General features: G+C 31.3%; 19 protein-coding genes and 3 pseudogenes. 3 read left to right on the top strand and 19 right to left on the bottom strand.

What is annotated here, in order from left to right; translation table 11 throughout:
* Positions 1 to 55: 55 nt before the first annotated feature.
* The 12 genes and pseudogenes from PL321_RS20025 to PL321_RS11170 all read right to left on the bottom strand — a co-directional run bounded on the left by PL321_RS20025 (position 56) and on the right by PL321_RS11170 (position 7,225).
* Positions 56 to 696: pseudogene (locus PL321_RS20025) on the bottom strand (TldD/PmbA family protein).
* Positions 697 to 770: 74 nt separating this feature from the next.
* A complete protein-coding gene (locus tag PL321_RS11215) occupies positions 771 to 1,262 on the bottom strand; it encodes a hypothetical protein (RefSeq protein WP_273962097.1) in 492 nt (163 codons plus the stop codon).
* Between the two features lie 819 nt (positions 1,263 to 2,081).
* Complete coding sequence (locus PL321_RS21390) at positions 2,082 to 2,306, bottom strand: MFS transporter (protein ID WP_443110778.1); 225 nt, start codon at positions 2,304 to 2,306, stop codon at positions 2,082 to 2,084.
* Between the two features lie 104 nt (positions 2,307 to 2,410).
* Positions 2,411 to 2,569: a hypothetical protein gene (locus PL321_RS11210; RefSeq protein ID WP_273962096.1), complete on the bottom strand. Its 159-nt coding sequence runs from the start codon at positions 2,567 to 2,569 to the stop codon at positions 2,411 to 2,413.
* Between the two features lie 119 nt (positions 2,570 to 2,688).
* Positions 2,689 to 2,904: a hypothetical protein gene (locus PL321_RS11205; protein ID WP_273962095.1), complete on the bottom strand. Its 216-nt coding sequence runs from the start codon at positions 2,902 to 2,904 to the stop codon at positions 2,689 to 2,691.
* Positions 2,905 to 2,927: 23 nt separating this feature from the next.
* Complete coding sequence (locus PL321_RS11200; protein WP_273962094.1) at positions 2,928 to 3,314, bottom strand: radical SAM protein; 387 nt, start codon at positions 3,312 to 3,314, stop codon at positions 2,928 to 2,930.
* 652 nt (positions 3,315 to 3,966) lie between these two features.
* A complete protein-coding gene (locus PL321_RS11195) occupies positions 3,967 to 4,101 on the bottom strand; it encodes a hypothetical protein (RefSeq protein WP_273962093.1) in 135 nt (44 codons plus the stop codon).
* Between the two features lie 181 nt (positions 4,102 to 4,282).
* Positions 4,283 to 4,513 (bottom strand): hypothetical protein, encoded by a 231-nt coding sequence (locus PL321_RS11190; protein WP_273962092.1) that lies wholly within the window; start codon positions 4,511 to 4,513, stop codon positions 4,283 to 4,285.
* A 136-nt stretch (positions 4,514 to 4,649) separates the two neighbouring features.
* Positions 4,650 to 5,222: a zinc ribbon domain-containing protein gene (locus tag PL321_RS11185; protein WP_273962091.1), complete on the bottom strand. Its 573-nt coding sequence runs from the start codon at positions 5,220 to 5,222 to the stop codon at positions 4,650 to 4,652.
* Between the two features lie 362 nt (positions 5,223 to 5,584).
* Positions 5,585 to 5,784 (bottom strand): annotated as a pseudogene (locus PL321_RS11180) (DUF4176 domain-containing protein).
* An 83-nt stretch (positions 5,785 to 5,867) separates the two neighbouring features.
* The gene (locus PL321_RS11175) at positions 5,868 to 6,107 is read right to left on the bottom strand and encodes a hypothetical protein (protein WP_273962089.1); all 240 of its coding nucleotides are present in this window, start codon (positions 6,105 to 6,107) and stop codon (positions 5,868 to 5,870) included.
* A gap of 356 nt (positions 6,108 to 6,463) precedes the next feature.
* On the bottom strand, positions 6,464 to 7,225 hold the full coding sequence (locus PL321_RS11170; RefSeq protein ID WP_273962088.1) for a hypothetical protein: 762 nt from the start codon (positions 7,223 to 7,225) through the stop codon (positions 6,464 to 6,466).
* 542 nt (positions 7,226 to 7,767) lie between these two features.
* Here PL321_RS11170 and PL321_RS11165 point away from each other — a divergent pair.
* Positions 7,768 to 8,424: a hypothetical protein gene (locus PL321_RS11165; protein WP_273962087.1), complete on the top strand. Its 657-nt coding sequence runs from the start codon at positions 7,768 to 7,770 to the stop codon at positions 8,422 to 8,424.
* 214 nt (positions 8,425 to 8,638) lie between these two features.
* Positions 8,639 to 8,860 carry a hypothetical protein gene (locus tag PL321_RS11160; protein ID WP_273962086.1) on the top strand — a complete coding sequence of 74 codons (222 nt, stop codon included), beginning with the start codon at positions 8,639 to 8,641 and terminating at the stop codon, positions 8,858 to 8,860.
* A 153-nt stretch (positions 8,861 to 9,013) separates the two neighbouring features.
* Here PL321_RS11160 and PL321_RS11155 read toward each other — a convergent pair whose 3' ends face one another.
* Positions 9,014 to 9,313: a hypothetical protein gene (locus tag PL321_RS11155; RefSeq protein ID WP_273962085.1), complete on the bottom strand. Its 300-nt coding sequence runs from the start codon at positions 9,311 to 9,313 to the stop codon at positions 9,014 to 9,016.
* A gap of 147 nt (positions 9,314 to 9,460) precedes the next feature.
* Here PL321_RS11155 and PL321_RS11150 point away from each other — a divergent pair, with 147 nt between their 5' ends.
* The gene (locus PL321_RS11150; RefSeq protein ID WP_273962084.1) at positions 9,461 to 9,994 is read left to right on the top strand and encodes an amidase domain-containing protein; all 534 of its coding nucleotides are present in this window, start codon (positions 9,461 to 9,463) and stop codon (positions 9,992 to 9,994) included.
* A 615-nt stretch (positions 9,995 to 10,609) separates the two neighbouring features.
* Here the strand turns inward: PL321_RS11150 and PL321_RS11145 are convergent.
* The 6 genes and pseudogenes from PL321_RS11145 to PL321_RS11120 form a co-directional block, all read right to left on the bottom strand.
* Entirely contained in the window at positions 10,610 to 10,735 is a 126-nt protein-coding gene (locus PL321_RS11145; RefSeq protein ID WP_273962083.1) for a hypothetical protein, read from the bottom strand.
* 49 nt (positions 10,736 to 10,784) lie between these two features.
* Positions 10,785 to 11,300, bottom strand: a complete 516-nt coding sequence (locus PL321_RS11140) for a hypothetical protein (RefSeq protein ID WP_273962082.1) — start codon at positions 11,298 to 11,300, stop codon at positions 10,785 to 10,787.
* 1,085 nt (positions 11,301 to 12,385) lie between these two features.
* On the bottom strand, positions 12,386 to 13,936 hold the full coding sequence (locus PL321_RS11135) for a recombinase family protein (RefSeq protein ID WP_273962081.1): 1,551 nt from the start codon (positions 13,934 to 13,936) through the stop codon (positions 12,386 to 12,388).
* A gap of 24 nt (positions 13,937 to 13,960) precedes the next feature.
* Positions 13,961 to 15,142 (bottom strand): recombinase family protein, encoded by a 1,182-nt coding sequence (locus PL321_RS11130; RefSeq protein WP_273962080.1) that lies wholly within the window; start codon positions 15,140 to 15,142, stop codon positions 13,961 to 13,963.
* Between the two features lie 327 nt (positions 15,143 to 15,469).
* Complete coding sequence (locus tag PL321_RS11125) at positions 15,470 to 15,622, bottom strand: Spo0E family sporulation regulatory protein-aspartic acid phosphatase (RefSeq protein ID WP_273962079.1); 153 nt, start codon at positions 15,620 to 15,622, stop codon at positions 15,470 to 15,472.
* 119 nt (positions 15,623 to 15,741) lie between these two features.
* Positions 15,742 to 16,211, bottom strand: a pseudogene (locus PL321_RS11120) (phage terminase small subunit P27 family).
* Positions 16,212 to 16,227 lie beyond the last annotated feature (16 nt).

Here is a 16,227-nt window from a genome sequence, read left to right as displayed (position 1 = left end):
GTATATATATTTGTGACTTGAACTGTCTATAATCTTTCTAATTTCCTCTTCTGCTTCATATATATTCATAATTAACATCTACTTTCATGAATGCTAATATATGTGGACCACCGGCATCAACTTTAATACTCCCACCCTTCCCACAACTGGATGAACCTAAACAAATTTTTGAATCATCTGCTATTTCACAAATATTATTGAACACTGAAAAGACCGTATCATCAATTGATATTCTCTTCACTCTTTCTACTATACTTCCATTTCTTATTAAATAAGCCTCATTGGATCTGATTGAAAAAGAACCGTCTAGACTGCAATTCCCAGAAGTAACACTTACAACATATATACCAAAATCAATCGATTTAATAATATCATCTAATTTTTGTCACCTTTGAGCATATAAGTATTAGTCATTCTTACATAACTCGGTTGACTCCAACTGGAACTTCTACTATTTCCAGTATTCTTAATTCCATACCTTTTGGCTATCTCCTTATTTGTTAAATAGCTAACCAATTCTCCATTTCTGACTATATAATTCTCCGTCGCATATGTCCCTTCATCATCAAATACAATATTTCCAGCCCCGTTTGGTATGTTACCCGAATCAACAATACTAACCCTATTATCAAAAATTTTGCATCCTAGTTTTTCATAAAAAGCTGTTCCAGTAGCTATTATATCACCTTCTGCCATATGTCCGACTGCTTCATGGCACAAAAATCCTGTTGCCTGATTGCCAAGTAAAACTTTTTCCATGCCACTGAACTTCATTTTAAACAATGGATACTGATAAAAGCGTAGTCTTCTCTTGAATTCTTGAAAAAATCATATTTACGAAGCACTTCTTCTATGGGACCACTACCTCCGCAACATACTAGTAATCTCTCATTATCCTTATATACGGTTATTTTTAATTCATATTTTTCTATGATGCTCTTCTTATCATCAACACATAAAGTATCGAGTTTTTGTCTTAACGTCACCACAACTTCATCAACATTATCGTTAAAGGCTATTTTATTAATTTTGCTTGAGATATTTATGAAATCTTTTATTTCCATTGAATAAAGCATTTCTTTTTCTATAGACCAATTTATAACTTCATTACACCAACGCTCCTGTACTAATGGACTTGTTGAATAGTAAAGTACCCCATCTTTTGTTTTCCATTTAAAACCTGCTTGGGTACTTTTTGAAAACCGTGTTATTTCACCATTCTTTTCAGATATACTCATTCGACTGTTACGCTGGTAATTCATGTTTTTCCACCTCCCACCTTATAATTAGAAAAACACTTAACATAATAAATAGAATAATACCACTTAACATAACAGCCCAGAAAATATCATAATCTGCCACCTTGCCACATACCAAAATAATTACAGAGTAAAACAATCTAAACAATAAGCTCTTAACAGAATTAATTGTTGCACGATATTTAGATGATATTTTTTATTTATTAAAGTTGTAATTTTAACATTACCCAATGCTCTACTGGCAGATGTAATCAATAGTAAAAAAACCAAAAGACCATTTTGAGATATTCCAATTGCAATAAGGATCAACGAAGGCATAAGCATAATAGACGAAAATGGGATTTTCTTGCATTTTGGGGCAATATAAGAAAAATCGAAGCCATCACCGTCAATAATGCAGTAAAAATGCCAAAAAGGATATAGGTATATTTGCAGAAAGCATTATTTGTTGGGAAAATTTAGTCCCTATTAAGGTACTTGTCATAAAAAACCAGCTAAAATCAATTCTGTAGCCACAGATTTTATCTCTTTGCGTTTGTATTTTACACTTTCTTCAATATTTTCATTTTCGTCATCAAATTGATTGGGGAATTTACCAAAGCCATAATACATAATCCGGCTATAACAAAAGCCGTCTGTACAACTACATTGAAATTCATTGACACTCCCGCTATTATACCCCAAGAATACTTCCAGTAATGGATGCAAAATATCCATATGACGCTATTTTAGCATATGTAACTTCAAACTTATCTTCCTTACCGTTATCTTTCAATGTGTCATATAGCAATGCATCATCGGATCCACTGATTAATACATTCATCAAAGCCATAAAAAATAAGCAATTATTATGACCCTAAAGCCCTTTCCGAATATAAAACCTATAAACCCTAATATACCGCATATTAGTCCCAATATTATACTTTTCTTGTATCCAATTTTATCTCCTAAATATCCTGCGGGTACTTCCAACAGGAAAATAAGAATTGAAAAAATGGAGTATATCATATATATTTGAGATGCAGTCAAATCTTTTTGTAAAAAAATGCCACTTCAATTGCTGAAAAAAATCAATAGATGTAAGTATTGAAAATAGAACCAACCTTCGTATATTTCTATCTTTTGTCAAGCTTTCACACCTCCTAACGCTTTCAACTCTTGCAAACCAAAAGTATGTTCATATTTTTGTGAATACCAATCACAGAATGATAAGCATTCTCTACATTCTGTCGGAATGTTAAATTTCTTTTGCTATCATCAGATAGTGCAACATCTGAATAGTCTGGACCAATTATATATTCTTGAAACAAAGTTAATACCCCATTATTATTATACTTAGCATCAAGGACACACATTGGAAAACGATAAAGTGGTATAATTTCGTTATATTTTTCTTGTGCTTCATCAAAAGTTTTTTCTAGTTCCTCTTTTAATTCACAGTATTTAATTCCAATTTTTTTAAATTATGTACCGCTTCTCCAAAATATTGTACTCCGCAAATAGTAAATTTAGTTCTTGGGAAATGAGACTTAATAAATTTATATGACTCTGCTATATCAAGTGCATTCTGCTTCATTGGTAAAAACTTTGCTTCATTATAAACAAAACATTCATTTAGATTCTTAAATCCTTCTATAACTTCCATATATGCACCTTCTGCCCCAGCTATCAAGTCATAAGTTTCCATATTATACGAAAAAAGGGGATGACTAATTTATCAACATTTAATTCTTTTATTCTCTCAACAATTTCCTTTTTCTTTAAAGCTCTTCCATTCGTAAATATTGTAATCCTACAACCAAATTTGCTTTTTATAAATTCAATGAAAGTAAACAAATCCCTAAATAAAAACGGTTCTCCTCCAGAAATAGTCACAATATCATTTTTATTAATTGTAAAAGGAACTTTATTCATCTCAGATATATAAAAATCTAAACTTTCATTATATCTATTATGCTTATCGAAAGGGACACCACACATCAAGCATTTATTATTACATATATAATTTAATGATACATATATGTTTCGTACATCTGGTCTTTCTTTAATTTGCATATCGTCCTCCTAAATAGTTTTTATATAATCTAGTGTGAACATCTTTTTATACATTCTCCAAGGCCATTCACAGAGTTCCTTAACTCTACAGCTCTCACATTGCTTAGGCATCAATTCATAATTATTGCGATTACTTTCACTAATTTCCTTTGAATCTATTGATATGGCCTTATAGTCTTTTATATCCGATACGATATTATATTTCCAATAGTACGGGTCTATATTACATAACGGGATTGCTGAAAAAACACATTATAATCATTAGACAACAAAATATCAAGGGCTTTTTCCACATAATAAGCTATCTTATCGTGCCTTACATATAGTTCTTCTGCAACCTTGGGAGCTTCCCTTGTAAATGCAATCCATGTATTGATACCATGTGGGGATGTTTAAAATTTTCACAGATAAAATTTGCCCAGTAAGGAAGATTAGCATAATTATCCTTCATCACAACAGTCTTTATTGAATGTGTTAATCCATTTAGTTCCAGATTATGTAATCCTTTAATTGTATCATCAAAACTCCCTTCACTCCAGTAAGCCTATCATGAGTTTGTGCATCACTTCCAAATAAAGGTATTAGCATATTTTCATACTTACATTCTTTTAATTTTAATACATTTTCATTACTCTTAAAAGATCTCCCATTACTAAAAATTGTAACATAAGGCACCCTTTAATTCAAGATATTTAAGTATATCATAAAAATATGGATATATTGTTGGTTCCCCGCCTGAAACAATAACTACATCGCCATTAGCAATTTCCTTACCATCAATCTCCATTTTTAACTCTTCAAGACCGTATTCCCATTCTGAATCTTTTTAGTGTTAAATACACCACACATCATACATCTATTATTGCATTTATAAGTCGGTGCAATATAAAACTTTTTCATATAATAATCACCTTCCATATAGTTTGAAATGGGGGCTATGCAATAACATAATCCCCCTAGCATAGAACTTACTCCTCTTCATCAACCACAAGCATAACGCTGATTCTGTTGGCAAAACGACTATCTGCCTCCTTGTTGATCACTTCAACATCAACCATTCTACCTTCTTTTTCAGAATAAACCTGAATAGTCTTTGTATCCATTAATGATACCTCCTTTCTTTGGTATTTTTGTAATATTATAGAACTATTAATTATATTTATAGACAACTTGTCTACATTTGTAATTTTACCCCCCATAACAAAAATGTCAATAATTTCTTTGGTAAAATTTTACGACACAAAATGACAAAAGTTATCCATTTCTATTTTATTATTTAAATTGAGAAATCTGCCAAGAATTGCTCAACAATCCTCATCTGTCTCTAAAATTCCTCTATTCAATTACAACTTCTATCTCCGTCCCATCAAGCAAACTAACTATTATCTTTTCTCCATCAAATACTGTCATTTTCTCTATTATCCTAAAATACATATCCACATCAAAATTCTCTACTTTCTCTGCATCAGCTAAAATATTTATAAACAGCTTTGCCCTGTATCTTACCAATACATTCTCACTTTTAAGTTCTTTCTTCCACTTTTCTATAAAATATTCCTTATTTTCCACCATAGCATTAAACGTATTTACAAAGGCTTGATACAAAACCTTATCATTTATATGCTTATTCTCACAGCTCTTTTTCCCCTTTACTTCATATTTTTTATTACATCTCCAAACAACCCTTCTTAACCTTTCATCTGTAGAATTCCAAACCTTCCTGCCAAAAGGGCTACCACAATGTCCGCAGATAACTCTTCCTGCAAAAGGATTATCAACTGTAGCATAATCAAGCTTACTGATGTTATATTTTTCTGCAAAAGCTCTTCTTCTCTCCATTTCAAGCTGTACTGCGGTATGCATTTCTTTATCAATAATTGCAGGGTGGCTTTCTTCTACATAATACATTGGAACTTACCGTTGTTAACTGCTCTTTTTTGGTCAAAAATCAACTGTATAAGTTTTTTAAAGAAGTGCATCACCTTTATTTTGAAAGGCTCCCATCTTGGCAGGACTTGCATTTAGAGAAATAAAAGTTATATGTGATAAGGCTACCATCCAAAAGCAAAATAGCCTCAAAGCTTAACACTTCAAGGCTTTTATCTATTGTATCAATATGTTGTTCAATTTTGTCTTTGGACGATGATGTTGATACAAATAAGTTATGCAAATCAACAAAAAATTTAATTTGTTATCCCTATTTTATAGTTTATAAAAATTAAATTAGTATAATAACAAAATATATTCGCACCAAATGTTAATATAAAACCTCATTTGTCAAAGTTTTTTAATAGTTCCCTCGTGTAAATTTCTTCCTCATCCTCATACCCTTTAAAATATATTTCCTCAATTTCATTATGATTAAAAAAACATTATACTTTTCACTTAGGTTTCCTTCAGGATATAAGCAACCTACATAATCCCATTTTCTATTTACCCCTGACTGTATCTGTTTCCTTCCATAAATCATAAGTTTTTTAGTACCGCCAAACAAACGCACCACGGAACCTATCGGCAAATATTCTGACATAGATCCACACCTTCTTTACTTCTTTATATAACTTTTAACTCAATTCTATATTTTTCGACAACACTTCGTATCCGTTCTATAAGTTCAGCCTCTGAGATTTGTTCAGGGTCAATGGTTATTTCAAGCCCTGCGTTATCTCCAAGCGGCTTAATATTTATTGCGAATCCTTTTAATTGCTCATAATTCATTAATTGTTCAAAATCAATTTGGGCAACTTTTTCAGAATACGCTGTAAAATTAACGAAATAATTATATTGCCACATATTATCGTATGCTTCTATTAGTTCAGTTACAATTCGATAATCTAATCTACGGCAATATAAAAAACCCTTCCATCTTTACTCTCTTTGATGTGATATAAATTTCCATAATTTTCTTTTAGTACAGTATTATTATCATCCGGTGTATAAATATATACCGAAAAATCAGAAAGAATTGAAACAACAACATCTCTTTGTATGTAATTCCATAAGTATTGGTTTGCATACGTTTTCTCTCTAAAATTTTCTAATGAAAAAAATATGATAAATTTTTCTCTGTCTTTTTAAGAATAACACACTCAATAAACTCTACAGTTTTCGGGGTTGTCTTTTTTTAAAGAACATTTATTTCACCTCCTCTATCTGAATGCTGCCTTTGCAATTTCCTGTCCCGCCGCTCTACCTCCAAGTGATCCGGCTATGCCTCCAATTAATCCTCCAATAACTCCCCCAATAGCAGTTACAATGCCAGGGCATATCATTGTTCCAATTGCTACTCCTGCCATTGCTCCCACTTTAGCTCCACCAACGCCACCAGCCCAGCTTCCCGCTACACCTGCTGTTGTTGTAACTGTATTTTTACCAACCTTGTTGCCATCTGCTTTATAGGAATCATAAATATCTTTTCCGTCCATTACAACTGCTGCAACAGCAACTGCACGTCCACCTACTTTAGCAACTTTTGCTATATCATCCATGTTCTTTGCTACATTATATACAGTATTGGAAACTGGTTTATGATTTAATGCCTTATATATTTTATTATCAGGATAAAGTTTTGAATTAGTATTAACATGATTGTAATTAGTGTTTCCATGCGGGCTATCTACTCTAAATACCCAATCACCTTTAGGTGATCCATTTTTGGCAACTTCCCCAAGTGATTTATCCATAATAATTAATACCGAAGATGTAGGTTTCCCAGATGACGATACAGGTTTAGTAACCACTTGATAGTTGGTACCCTTTAGTGGATTTTGTTGCATCGCTACAGAACCACCTTTTGCTACATCTTTTGAGGTATTGCTTTTTGAAGCACTTTGGTTTTTAGTAGTAGAATTTTTGTAGAATTGCTGAACATAACTCGGTGCATTTTTTAATGAATTTGATACAGATGCCATTTTAATATCCCTCCTTGAAATAATGGTACTGTAGTCGGTGCAGAATTCTCCAACCATTGATTTTACTATTTTTTAGCCATAAGGCTTTTATATTTTCCTCCACTGTGGCATTATTAAATTATAACAACCTTTAAAACTATCCACAGAGGAGGAGAATAGCATGTTTTGTATTAGCAAAATTAAGCAACTTAACTTTTTGAGCAAGTATATGAATTTAAAAATATGGTTACTAAACAACCCGTAGGGTTTATTAAATTGCTTGCTGATAATTTTGATATTAATACATTTATCCCTAATTCTTTTAAAGAACATTACTATTCAGATTTAGGAAGAAATCGTGAATATGAGCTTTCTTCTATATTATCATCTTTGCTAATTATGCAAATATTTCATATACCTACAACTGCGTTGTTAAATCTATTTCTTGTATTTTCTACTGAAATTAGAGAATTTTGTGGTTTCTATAAATCTATACCTGATGAATCTTTTTCAGTAGATTTAAAACTACTTTTGAAAGTGATATCGCAGATTTATTTAATTCTATGGTTCCTAAAGTTATTGATATATGTGAAGATATTAATAATCTTCTTCCTGCTGATTCCCCATATAAAAATTTAAACTCAATTTTGATATATGATACATCTGGATTAAAGCCTCGTGTAAAAGAAAATAATCCTAAAACACTTGCAAGTGAAATAAATAAGCAAAAAGCATATTCAAAAATTATTAATGACAAGAACTTTAATCCCTATGCTGCCGCATATAAAAACATGCCTAAGTATTCTCAAGCTAACCCAAATATACGACTTGATTTCGTAAATGGACATTTTGGTTACTTCTATAAATTTGGATTATTAACTAATGGTTGGGGTATACCTTTAAGCATAAAATTCTTCGAAGAAGACTTTTATAAATCTGTAGAAAAAGAATTCTCTACTCCTGAAGAACAAAAATATTTTTATGATAATGCTTCATTGAAACCAGTAATTGTACCATTTTTGAATAACTTAAAAAAATATTCAAATTTTAAATTTAAAACTTTTTTAGGTGATTCAGAATTTGATAGTTATGATAACTTTGGATTATTTAAACATTTAGAATTTGAAAAGTTCTTATCCCACTTAATCCTCGTAGCCAATCCAATACAAAAATTGGAGAACTTGAATATAATACCGAAGGTATTCCTATATGTCCCTTAACACAAGAACATTTTAAATTTGATGGTTCTTGTAAAGGGAAAAATAGAAGTTTAAGATATAAGTTTACTTGCCCTAAATCACATCGTGATAAAAATGGTAAACCTTATCACACATGTGAAAATCCATGTACTGATAGCAAAAGTGGGCGCATGACTTATGTTTATCCTGATAAAAATTTTAGGCTTTATCCTGGTATTATAAGAAACTCTGTGGAATGGGAAAAACTTATTCAATACGTTGTTGCATTGAGAGAGAAATAGCATCTTTAAAATCAAACCCATGTATACAGCAACCTAAAACTGTTAATACCTCTACAATGCGTGCTGACCTATATTTGACTGCTATATCTAAACTTATAAATGTAATATTGGCTTACGCCATGAATAAACCTGAATATTTAAGAAGTATATCAAAACTTCTTAAAATACCTGCTTAATCCACATATCCACAATCCAAAATTTGTATTTATGCTTCGCATGCCTTTTTATCAAAGGTTTTTGGCATGTTCTTTTTTGTGATTTTTTTTAGTAAAATCCAAAAAGTTATCCACAATTTCAATTTTTACATTCTGCAATCATCTATATTTATTTTATAGAAGATTGTAAACTCTTCCCCTCCTCAAGGCTTTTCCTGTCCTTTTCGCCTCTAGCCCCTGAAAAATAATACTTTCTCCGTCCTTTAACCACAGAAAACTTCTCTCCTTATCAAAGGAAGTTAGTCTAAAATGTCTTTTATTTTTAATATCGTAGAGCCAAAGATTTGACTTATAGCTGTTTTCCTCAACATCAGTCTCATGAAGTGCAAAGCAGCCATAATCCCCATTAGGAGACAGCCTTATACCAGATAGAAATTTGTATCCAGTAAATTCATCCAACTTGATATTCTCCATTAAAATCCCCCAGAAAACAAAATTTAGTTTTACATTACTATATATTAAATTATAAACCACCTTGAATTATATGGAAACAAATCTTTTTAACGTATCTTGTCCATAGCGCATAAACATATAATAATAGTATTTTTACAGGAGTGTTAAATGAATCTAAACTATAATTCCAACAAATATGATAGAAATAGGGCTGTTAAATATGCCCTTAGATATGCCCTTTCACCTAATAGTGATTTTAGGTATTTTGCATCACACGGAGATGGAGGCGGAGACTGCTCCAACTTTGTATCACAATGTCTTCTTGCAGGCGGAGCCCAAATGGACGCAAAATCTCAAAAACCCTGGTGGTATAAAAATGGCTATAACAGGCAGCATGATACCTGGTCTGTATCCTGGTCTGTTGCCCATTCACTTTACTGGACATTAAAATCCAGAACCGAGCTTAAGCTTCCGGGAATTAAGGCAATTGAAATACCTGATATCTCAGGCCTTGAAACAGGTGACATCATTCAATATGAAAATAAAAACGGAGTAATATACCACTCCGCAATAGTTACTGACCTGACCTATGAAAAGGGCTCAAGGGTTCCTTTAATATCCCAGCATTCCTTCGATGCAATGAACATATCCTACGTAAAGCCCGCAGCCTCAAAGGCACACTTTATGAAGATATGGATATAAATCACCCATATAACTTAAAATGACCCTAGCGCTTAGTCAGGGTCATTCATTATGGGTTTTATAAGCTGAAGATAATACTTTTGATGATAGTTTTCAACCATGTAAAACTTAGTATATAAGACAATCTCTGTATAGGATTTTTCCTCTATACTTTTTTCTTCTTTCTAAATAATTTTTCATAAGCAGTTCCTATTTTCATTCCACCGTTAAAAACTACTTTCTTTGTTTCTTTATTATTGCTATATAAAATTCTTTCACCTTTGAAATATGTAGTTTCTGATACTCCTGCTATGTTAGCAAGTTCTTCAAGTGTATCTATTGGTTTTCGGAACCTTCTGTTCTTTTGAACGAAGAGTTTAAACCATTTCTAGTACTTTGATTCTCTTTAGCTTTTTCCTAGTATATGTATCTATACTTCTCAGCTATTGCAATTCTTTGTATGGGTGTCAAATTCCTCCTCCCAACTGCCTATCAATCATCCACTGAATTTATAATAAATTAAGAAGGATATACCTTATGCTTATACTAAGGTATATCCTTCTTAATTAAGATAATATTATTATTATTATTATTGATAATAGTAACAATGAGATTGTCGCACTAACCGCAACTTTTTTAGCATTTTTGTTCTTTTTTAGGATCATCATTCTGTTTATATTCTCTTGATGCTCTAATAATTGATATAAAAACAATAGTTAGAACTAAAAATGGTAATGCATATCTGGTATATATCTTCCACATAGATAATTCTCCCCATTCAAGATATATTTATGTATATTCTACTTAGATATTATTGTGGAGTTATATCAAAAACTAAAGCCCATGTCATTTCAACATATACTCCTCTACCATGATTATTTGCATCCAGACGTGATGCTAATAACCAGAAATATGCTGATGATAGTCCAGGAGGAATAGCAGGTACAGCACCAAAATAAGCTGCCACAACTGTTATTCCAGCACCAACCGCAGCAACAGAGTTAAAATCTGATGACATTCTTTGAGTTTCACAATCGCATGCATATCTACTATATCCCCACCAATGATAACTTACATCTGTATTTAAGCCTCCGCCACAGCTATACCAGTGACCTGAAGTTGCATAATACGAAATTTGGTTTTTATTATTGGATATTATATTTAGATTTTTATCTGCTGTTAGCTCTCCATTGTTTATTGAATTATTTATAAAGTTAAAATAATCTAGCTGTCCCTTTAATAATTCTTCCTCTATTCCATCAGCCTTAGCTTTCTTATAATCAAGTTCAAACAATCCGTTATCATTAACTGAAACATATTTTTTCAAAACCAGAATCTCATTTTTGTATATGTCTTATGTTGATCCTTATTAGTATTTACTATTTTAGTATCATGAACTTTTTCTCAAAGTTATTACTTTCTGCAAATGCAACCATATTAATAGTCAGGGTAAAACATAAAATCATAAATATTGACATAAATTTCTTAAACATAAGTTTCCCTCCCTGAAATATATTTAATAGTCGGTTACAAAATTCTGCAACCATTGATTTTACTATTTTTTTAGCCAAAAGGCTTTTATATTTTCCTCCACTGTGGCATTATTAAATTATAACAACACCCAAAAACTATCCACAAAGGATGAAAATATCATGTTTTATATAAGCAACATAAACCAACTTAACTTTTTGAGCAAATATATAAATTTTAAAATATGGTTACTAAATTAAATCTTGGTTATTTTCTTGAACATGTTCTTTATTTTATATAAATCAACCAGTTGATTATATGCACAAATCAGAAGTATCAACTATAAGCTATTTGAACATACCCCTATATATAAATCTACAATTAATGTATCTATACTTGTCCATCTTTTATGTCAGTTACAGTTACATTATATGATACAGTTATTGGTTATAAATTATTTACATTTATATAATTCATCTTTTCATTATATGCTTTTGTAATAAAATTGATTCCCAACTTGTCTTGCATATACAGCATTTACTAACTTAAACTTATATCCACTTGTACTATTAAACTCTACTACTCTATCTTAAGAATACTAATTAATCTTAATTCTTTTTATTCTATATTTAACACAAAATTTTTTCAGAAGTTACTGTATATAATTATTCATCAAATATATATTATTTATTTTATTGGTTACAACAACCATTTGATTTATAATTATACATATATATGTATATATTGTCAATCATATTTTTTCTATTTTTTCTACATTATTCTGCATATACCATATTAAATTTAATTGTTTTGTTTAGGTGAACTTAAATTTACATATTATTTTAATTATATCCTTTTACTTCATAAAAAGAAGCTAGATTACTCTAACCCCTTAAATGTTTTTATTTATATCAACTTACCACTCTATTTCCCTATCATCTTTTAATACAAATTTTGTCTTCCCTCTCTACTCACAACCACCTTATCAACTGTTCCAAGCCAAAGCTCCCCATCAAACTCATCTATTAACCAATTCCTATCCCTTAAAACCTTAATAAATTCCTCTATCCTATCCTTCTTTGCAAGCCTTTCAAACCTCTCATTTTCAGCATCTTCAATTGCCTTTCTAATATTTTCATACCTTTCAACTAAGGCATTATATTTTGTCGTATATTTCTCTTGGTCCTGTGCTTTAGTTGCATTATCACGAATGCATCTATTTATCTCATCTAAAATTTCTTTTGCTTCTTTTTCAAGTTCAAATATTTTTTCATCTAAATCTTTGGTATAAGTAAGTTCCTTTATAACTTCCTCATACCCTCTTAATATTTCTTCTTTATTATTAACAATCCCATTAAACACCTCAACAAATGCCTTCTTTAGTTCTTCCTCATTTATAAATGGTGTCTTGCACTTTTCCTCATTCTTATACTTAGAATTGCACTGCCAGATAACCTTCCTATACTTATCATTAGAGTGCCAAACCTTTCTGCCATAGAAACTTCCACAATCACCGCATATAATCTTTCCTGAAAAGTAGTTTCTTCCTGTTTTATACCCCTTAGCCCCTTTTCTATTCTTAAGCTCCATCTGCACTAAATCAAATACTTCAGGTGAGATAATTGCAGGGTGGCTGTTTTGTACATAATACTGTGGAACTTCACCTTCATTTCTCTTTATCTTCTTTGTTAGAAAATCTACTGTAAACTTCTTTTGAAGTACTGCATCTCCTTTATATTTTTCATTCTGAAGAATACTTAATACTGTGCTTTGATGCCATACTCCTTTACCTGCTGGTGTTGAAACTTTGTTTTCTGTTAAATACTTTGCTATGCTTAATGCTGTTTTTCCCTCTAAAAACATTCTATATATTAGCCTTACAATCTTTGCTTCTTCCTCAACTATTTTAGGATATCCATCTTCTCCTTTTGTATAGCCTAAAAAGTGCTTGTATGGCAAACTAAACCTACCATCTGCAAATCTTTTTCTTTGCCCCCATGTAACATTTTCACTAATTGAACGGCTCTCTTCTTGTGCAAGACTTGACATTATGGTAATTAAAAGCTCTCCTTTGCTGTCCATTGTATATATATTTTCCTTTTCAAAATATACCTCTACACCTTTTTCCTTTAGTTTTCTAACTGTTGTTAATGTATCTACTGTATTTCTTGCAAATCGGCTAACTGATTTTGTGATTATAAGGTCTATCTTGCCACTTAAGGCATCTTCAATCATTCTATTAAACCCATCTCTCTTTTTAGTGCTTGTTGTTGATATTCCTTCATCTGTATAGACATTTACAAATATCCAATCAGGGTTTGATTTAATATGTCTTGTATAGTAATCCATCTGTGCCTCAAAACTTTGAAGTTGTTCTTCATTGTCAGTTGAAACTCTTGCATAGGCAGCTACTCTTTTTCTATTTATTTTTGTTTTTGTAATTGGAGAAACATTAGTTGATGTTGCTGGTATAACAGTTACGGCTCTTGCCATAAGTCATTCCTCCCTTCTAATCTTTTAAGGCTTTTTCTCTTGCCCTTTGGCGTTTTTCTTCACTCCAGCTTTCACTTCTTGATTTGTAGCTCCATTCTTTTTAACTATATTTCCATCATTTAATATGAAGTTAATTATCCCTTTATCCATCACCTGTATTTCCTTTATTTTGTTTTCAAATTCGTCTTTGCTAAATCCCTTTATTCCTAAAACTTCTTCGCAAGCTGTGATTAATATTTCTTCAGGGATCTGTTTTGCTGGGCAGGCATCTTTACCATATTTTAAATAGGTAGAACACTGCCATATAAACTTATCCCTTACTATTTTCCTTCTATACTTTTTACCGCATATACTGCATATAATTTTTCCTGAAAATATATGACTTGTAGTTTCTTTTCGAGATGAATACCTTAATCTTCTTTCTTCTAATATTTCTTGTGCCTTTTGAAATGTTTCTAAATCAATTATTGCCGGATGTGTTTCTTCTGCATAATATCTTGAAAGTTCTCCTTTATTTCTCACTAAAGCTTTAGTAAGATGGTCCTTTACATATTTTTTCTGAAGTATTGCATTTCCTGTATACTTTTCATTTTTTAATATTTCAACAACCCTATCTGAGTTCCATTTTCCACCCCTTATTTTTTCTATTCCCATTTCTCTTAGCTTCTTTGCTATTTTAGTTGCACCCATTCCATTTATATAGTCTTGAAAAATCATTCGGACAATTTTAGCCTCATCCTCATTGATTTCTATTTTCCCTTTTTCTATCCTATACCCATACATAAATCTTAAGTTAACAAGTTCTCCTTCTTTAAAGCCTTTTCTTATCCTCCATTTTATGTTTTCACTGACTGACCTTGATTCTTCTTGTGCAAATGAAGCGAGGATAGTCAGCATAAGCTCACCATCCCCGCTAATACTGTGAATATTTTCTTTTTCAAAATATACATCAATATTTAAATCCTTTAGTTTTCTTACTGTTTCAAGTAATGTTACAGTGTTTCTTGCAAATCTTGAAATTGATTTTGTTATAACCATATCTATTTTGCCATCTCTACAGTCTTTAAGTAATCTTTGAAACTCTGGCCTTTCATCCTTTGTTCCAGTCATAGCCTCATCAGCATATACTCCTGCAAATTCCCATTCAACGTGTTTTTGAATAAAGCTACTGTAGTAACTAATTTGGGCTGAAAGAGAGTGAAGCATTGCATCCTTTCCACTTGATACTCTTGCATAGGCTGCTACACGTTTTTAGCTATAGTTTTAATAATTTTAGGTTCAAGCTTTATAACCTTCCTTTGCATTATTAATTCCCCTTTCAGCTACACATGTTAACTCTTATATTGATACAAAGCAAGTTAATTATAGGTCAGTGTTTCTTATGAAAAACTGAATTACTCCTGCCCATTTACCTTTTGTTAGTTTTAATTGCTGAATGAATGTAATTACTCTATTTGCCTTTTCTTCTTAATAAGGCATTGACCTATTACCCCCTATTTTTTCTAATAAAAAAGAACCTTTATAAAGGCTCTCTTAAATTTGTCTCTTATTATCTTTTATATTTTTCATATCCCCATGTTCTCTCATATATTCTAAAATTAATCTATCTACCTTCTGACTTTGTTTAACAACTTTTTCAGAAGTTCTTTCGATATCACCTTCTAGCATTTTATTTAACTTATCCATTTCATATAATAATTTTTCTTTAGTAATAATGTTTCTCCCCTATTTATTTTTATTATAACACCTTTATTATATAAAATTTGTAAATATATGTTTGAAAATGTTGTCAAATTAAAGTTTATTTACTTAATTTTTAGTAACATCTCCATCGGATCATCATTTTCTGCTATATTTTCATTTGCACTTATTCTTGAACGTGATGAAGGTGTTAAGCCAAACTCTGTACAAAAATCCTTCATTATTTTAAGATAAGTTTGTGCTATTGAAACCTGCGGCACCTGCTGTATATATCCTGATGGTGTCTTAAATATTGTCCCATGTTTTGATAAAAATTCTTCTGCTTCCTTCCACCTTGCATAAGCTTGGCAGTATCCTGCAAATGCTGCTGCATCAACTTCTGTTAATATCCCAAGTGTTTCTAAAGTCTTTGACATCTTTCTCCACTCTTTTTGGCCTCTTTTTCAAGCCACGATGGACATTTTGGTGCTTTGTTTTCAGGTTTTGGTTCAAGTTTATTTAAAGGCCTTTTGCCTGGATTGCCTTCTAAAACTTTAAGTGCTGTCGGTTTCGGCTTTCTTCCTCTTGTTGCCACAAGTTTCACCCCTTTT

The organism is Caloramator sp. mosi_1 (genome assembly GCF_028622835.1).
Classification (GTDB): domain Bacteria; phylum Bacillota; class Clostridia; order Clostridiales; family Caloramatoraceae; genus Thermobrachium.
Note: the sequence above shows the minus strand (reverse complement) of the source record. Positions and strands in the feature narration are given on the sequence as shown.

What these genes read in the sequence shown, in the direction of transcription:
- PL321_RS11215 (WP_273962097.1), bottom strand. Translation starts at nt 1,262, where the DNA reads ATGAATTACCAGCGTAACAGTCGAATGAGTATATCTGAAAAGAATGGT.
- PL321_RS11205 (WP_273962095.1), bottom strand. Translation starts at nt 2,904, where the DNA reads ATGGAAGTTATAGAAGGATTTAAGAATCTAAATGAATGTTTTGTTTAT.
- PL321_RS11200 (WP_273962094.1), bottom strand. Translation starts at nt 3,314, where the DNA reads ATGCAAATTAAAGAAAGACCAGATGTACGAAACATATATGTATCATTA.
- PL321_RS11195 (WP_273962093.1), bottom strand. Translation starts at nt 4,101, where the DNA reads ATGGAGATTGATGGTAAGGAAATTGCTAATGGCGATGTAGTTATTGTT.
- PL321_RS11190 (WP_273962092.1), bottom strand. Translation starts at nt 4,513, where the DNA reads ATGGGGGGTAAAATTACAAATGTAGACAAGTTGTCTATAAATATAATT.
- PL321_RS11185 (WP_273962091.1), bottom strand. Translation starts at nt 5,222, where the DNA reads ATGTATTATGTAGAAGAAAGCCACCCTGCAATTATTGATAAAGAAATG.
- PL321_RS11175 (WP_273962089.1), bottom strand. Translation starts at nt 6,107, where the DNA reads ATGTGGCAATATAATTATTTCGTTAATTTTACAGCGTATTCTGAAAAA.
- PL321_RS11170 (WP_273962088.1), bottom strand. Translation starts at nt 7,225, where the DNA reads ATGGCATCTGTATCAAATTCATTAAAAAATGCACCGAGTTATGTTCAG.
- PL321_RS11165 (WP_273962087.1), top strand. Translation starts at nt 7,768, where the DNA reads ATGGTTCCTAAAGTTATTGATATATGTGAAGATATTAATAATCTTCTT.
- PL321_RS11160 (WP_273962086.1), top strand. Translation starts at nt 8,639, where the DNA reads ATGGGAAAAACTTATTCAATACGTTGTTGCATTGAGAGAGAAATAGCA.
- PL321_RS11155 (WP_273962085.1), bottom strand. Translation starts at nt 9,313, where the DNA reads ATGGAGAATATCAAGTTGGATGAATTTACTGGATACAAATTTCTATCT.
- PL321_RS11150 (WP_273962084.1), top strand. Translation starts at nt 9,461, where the DNA reads ATGAATCTAAACTATAATTCCAACAAATATGATAGAAATAGGGCTGTT.
- PL321_RS11145 (WP_273962083.1), bottom strand. Translation starts at nt 10,735, where the DNA reads ATGTGGAAGATATATACCAGATATGCATTACCATTTTTAGTTCTAACT.
- PL321_RS11135 (WP_273962081.1), bottom strand. Translation starts at nt 13,936, where the DNA reads ATGGCAAGAGCCGTAACTGTTATACCAGCAACATCAACTAATGTTTCT.
- PL321_RS11130 (WP_273962080.1), bottom strand. Translation starts at nt 15,142, where the DNA reads ATGCTTCACTCTCTTTCAGCCCAAATTAGTTACTACAGTAGCTTTATT.
- PL321_RS11125 (WP_273962079.1), bottom strand. Translation starts at nt 15,622, where the DNA reads ATGGATAAGTTAAATAAAATGCTAGAAGGTGATATCGAAAGAACTTCT.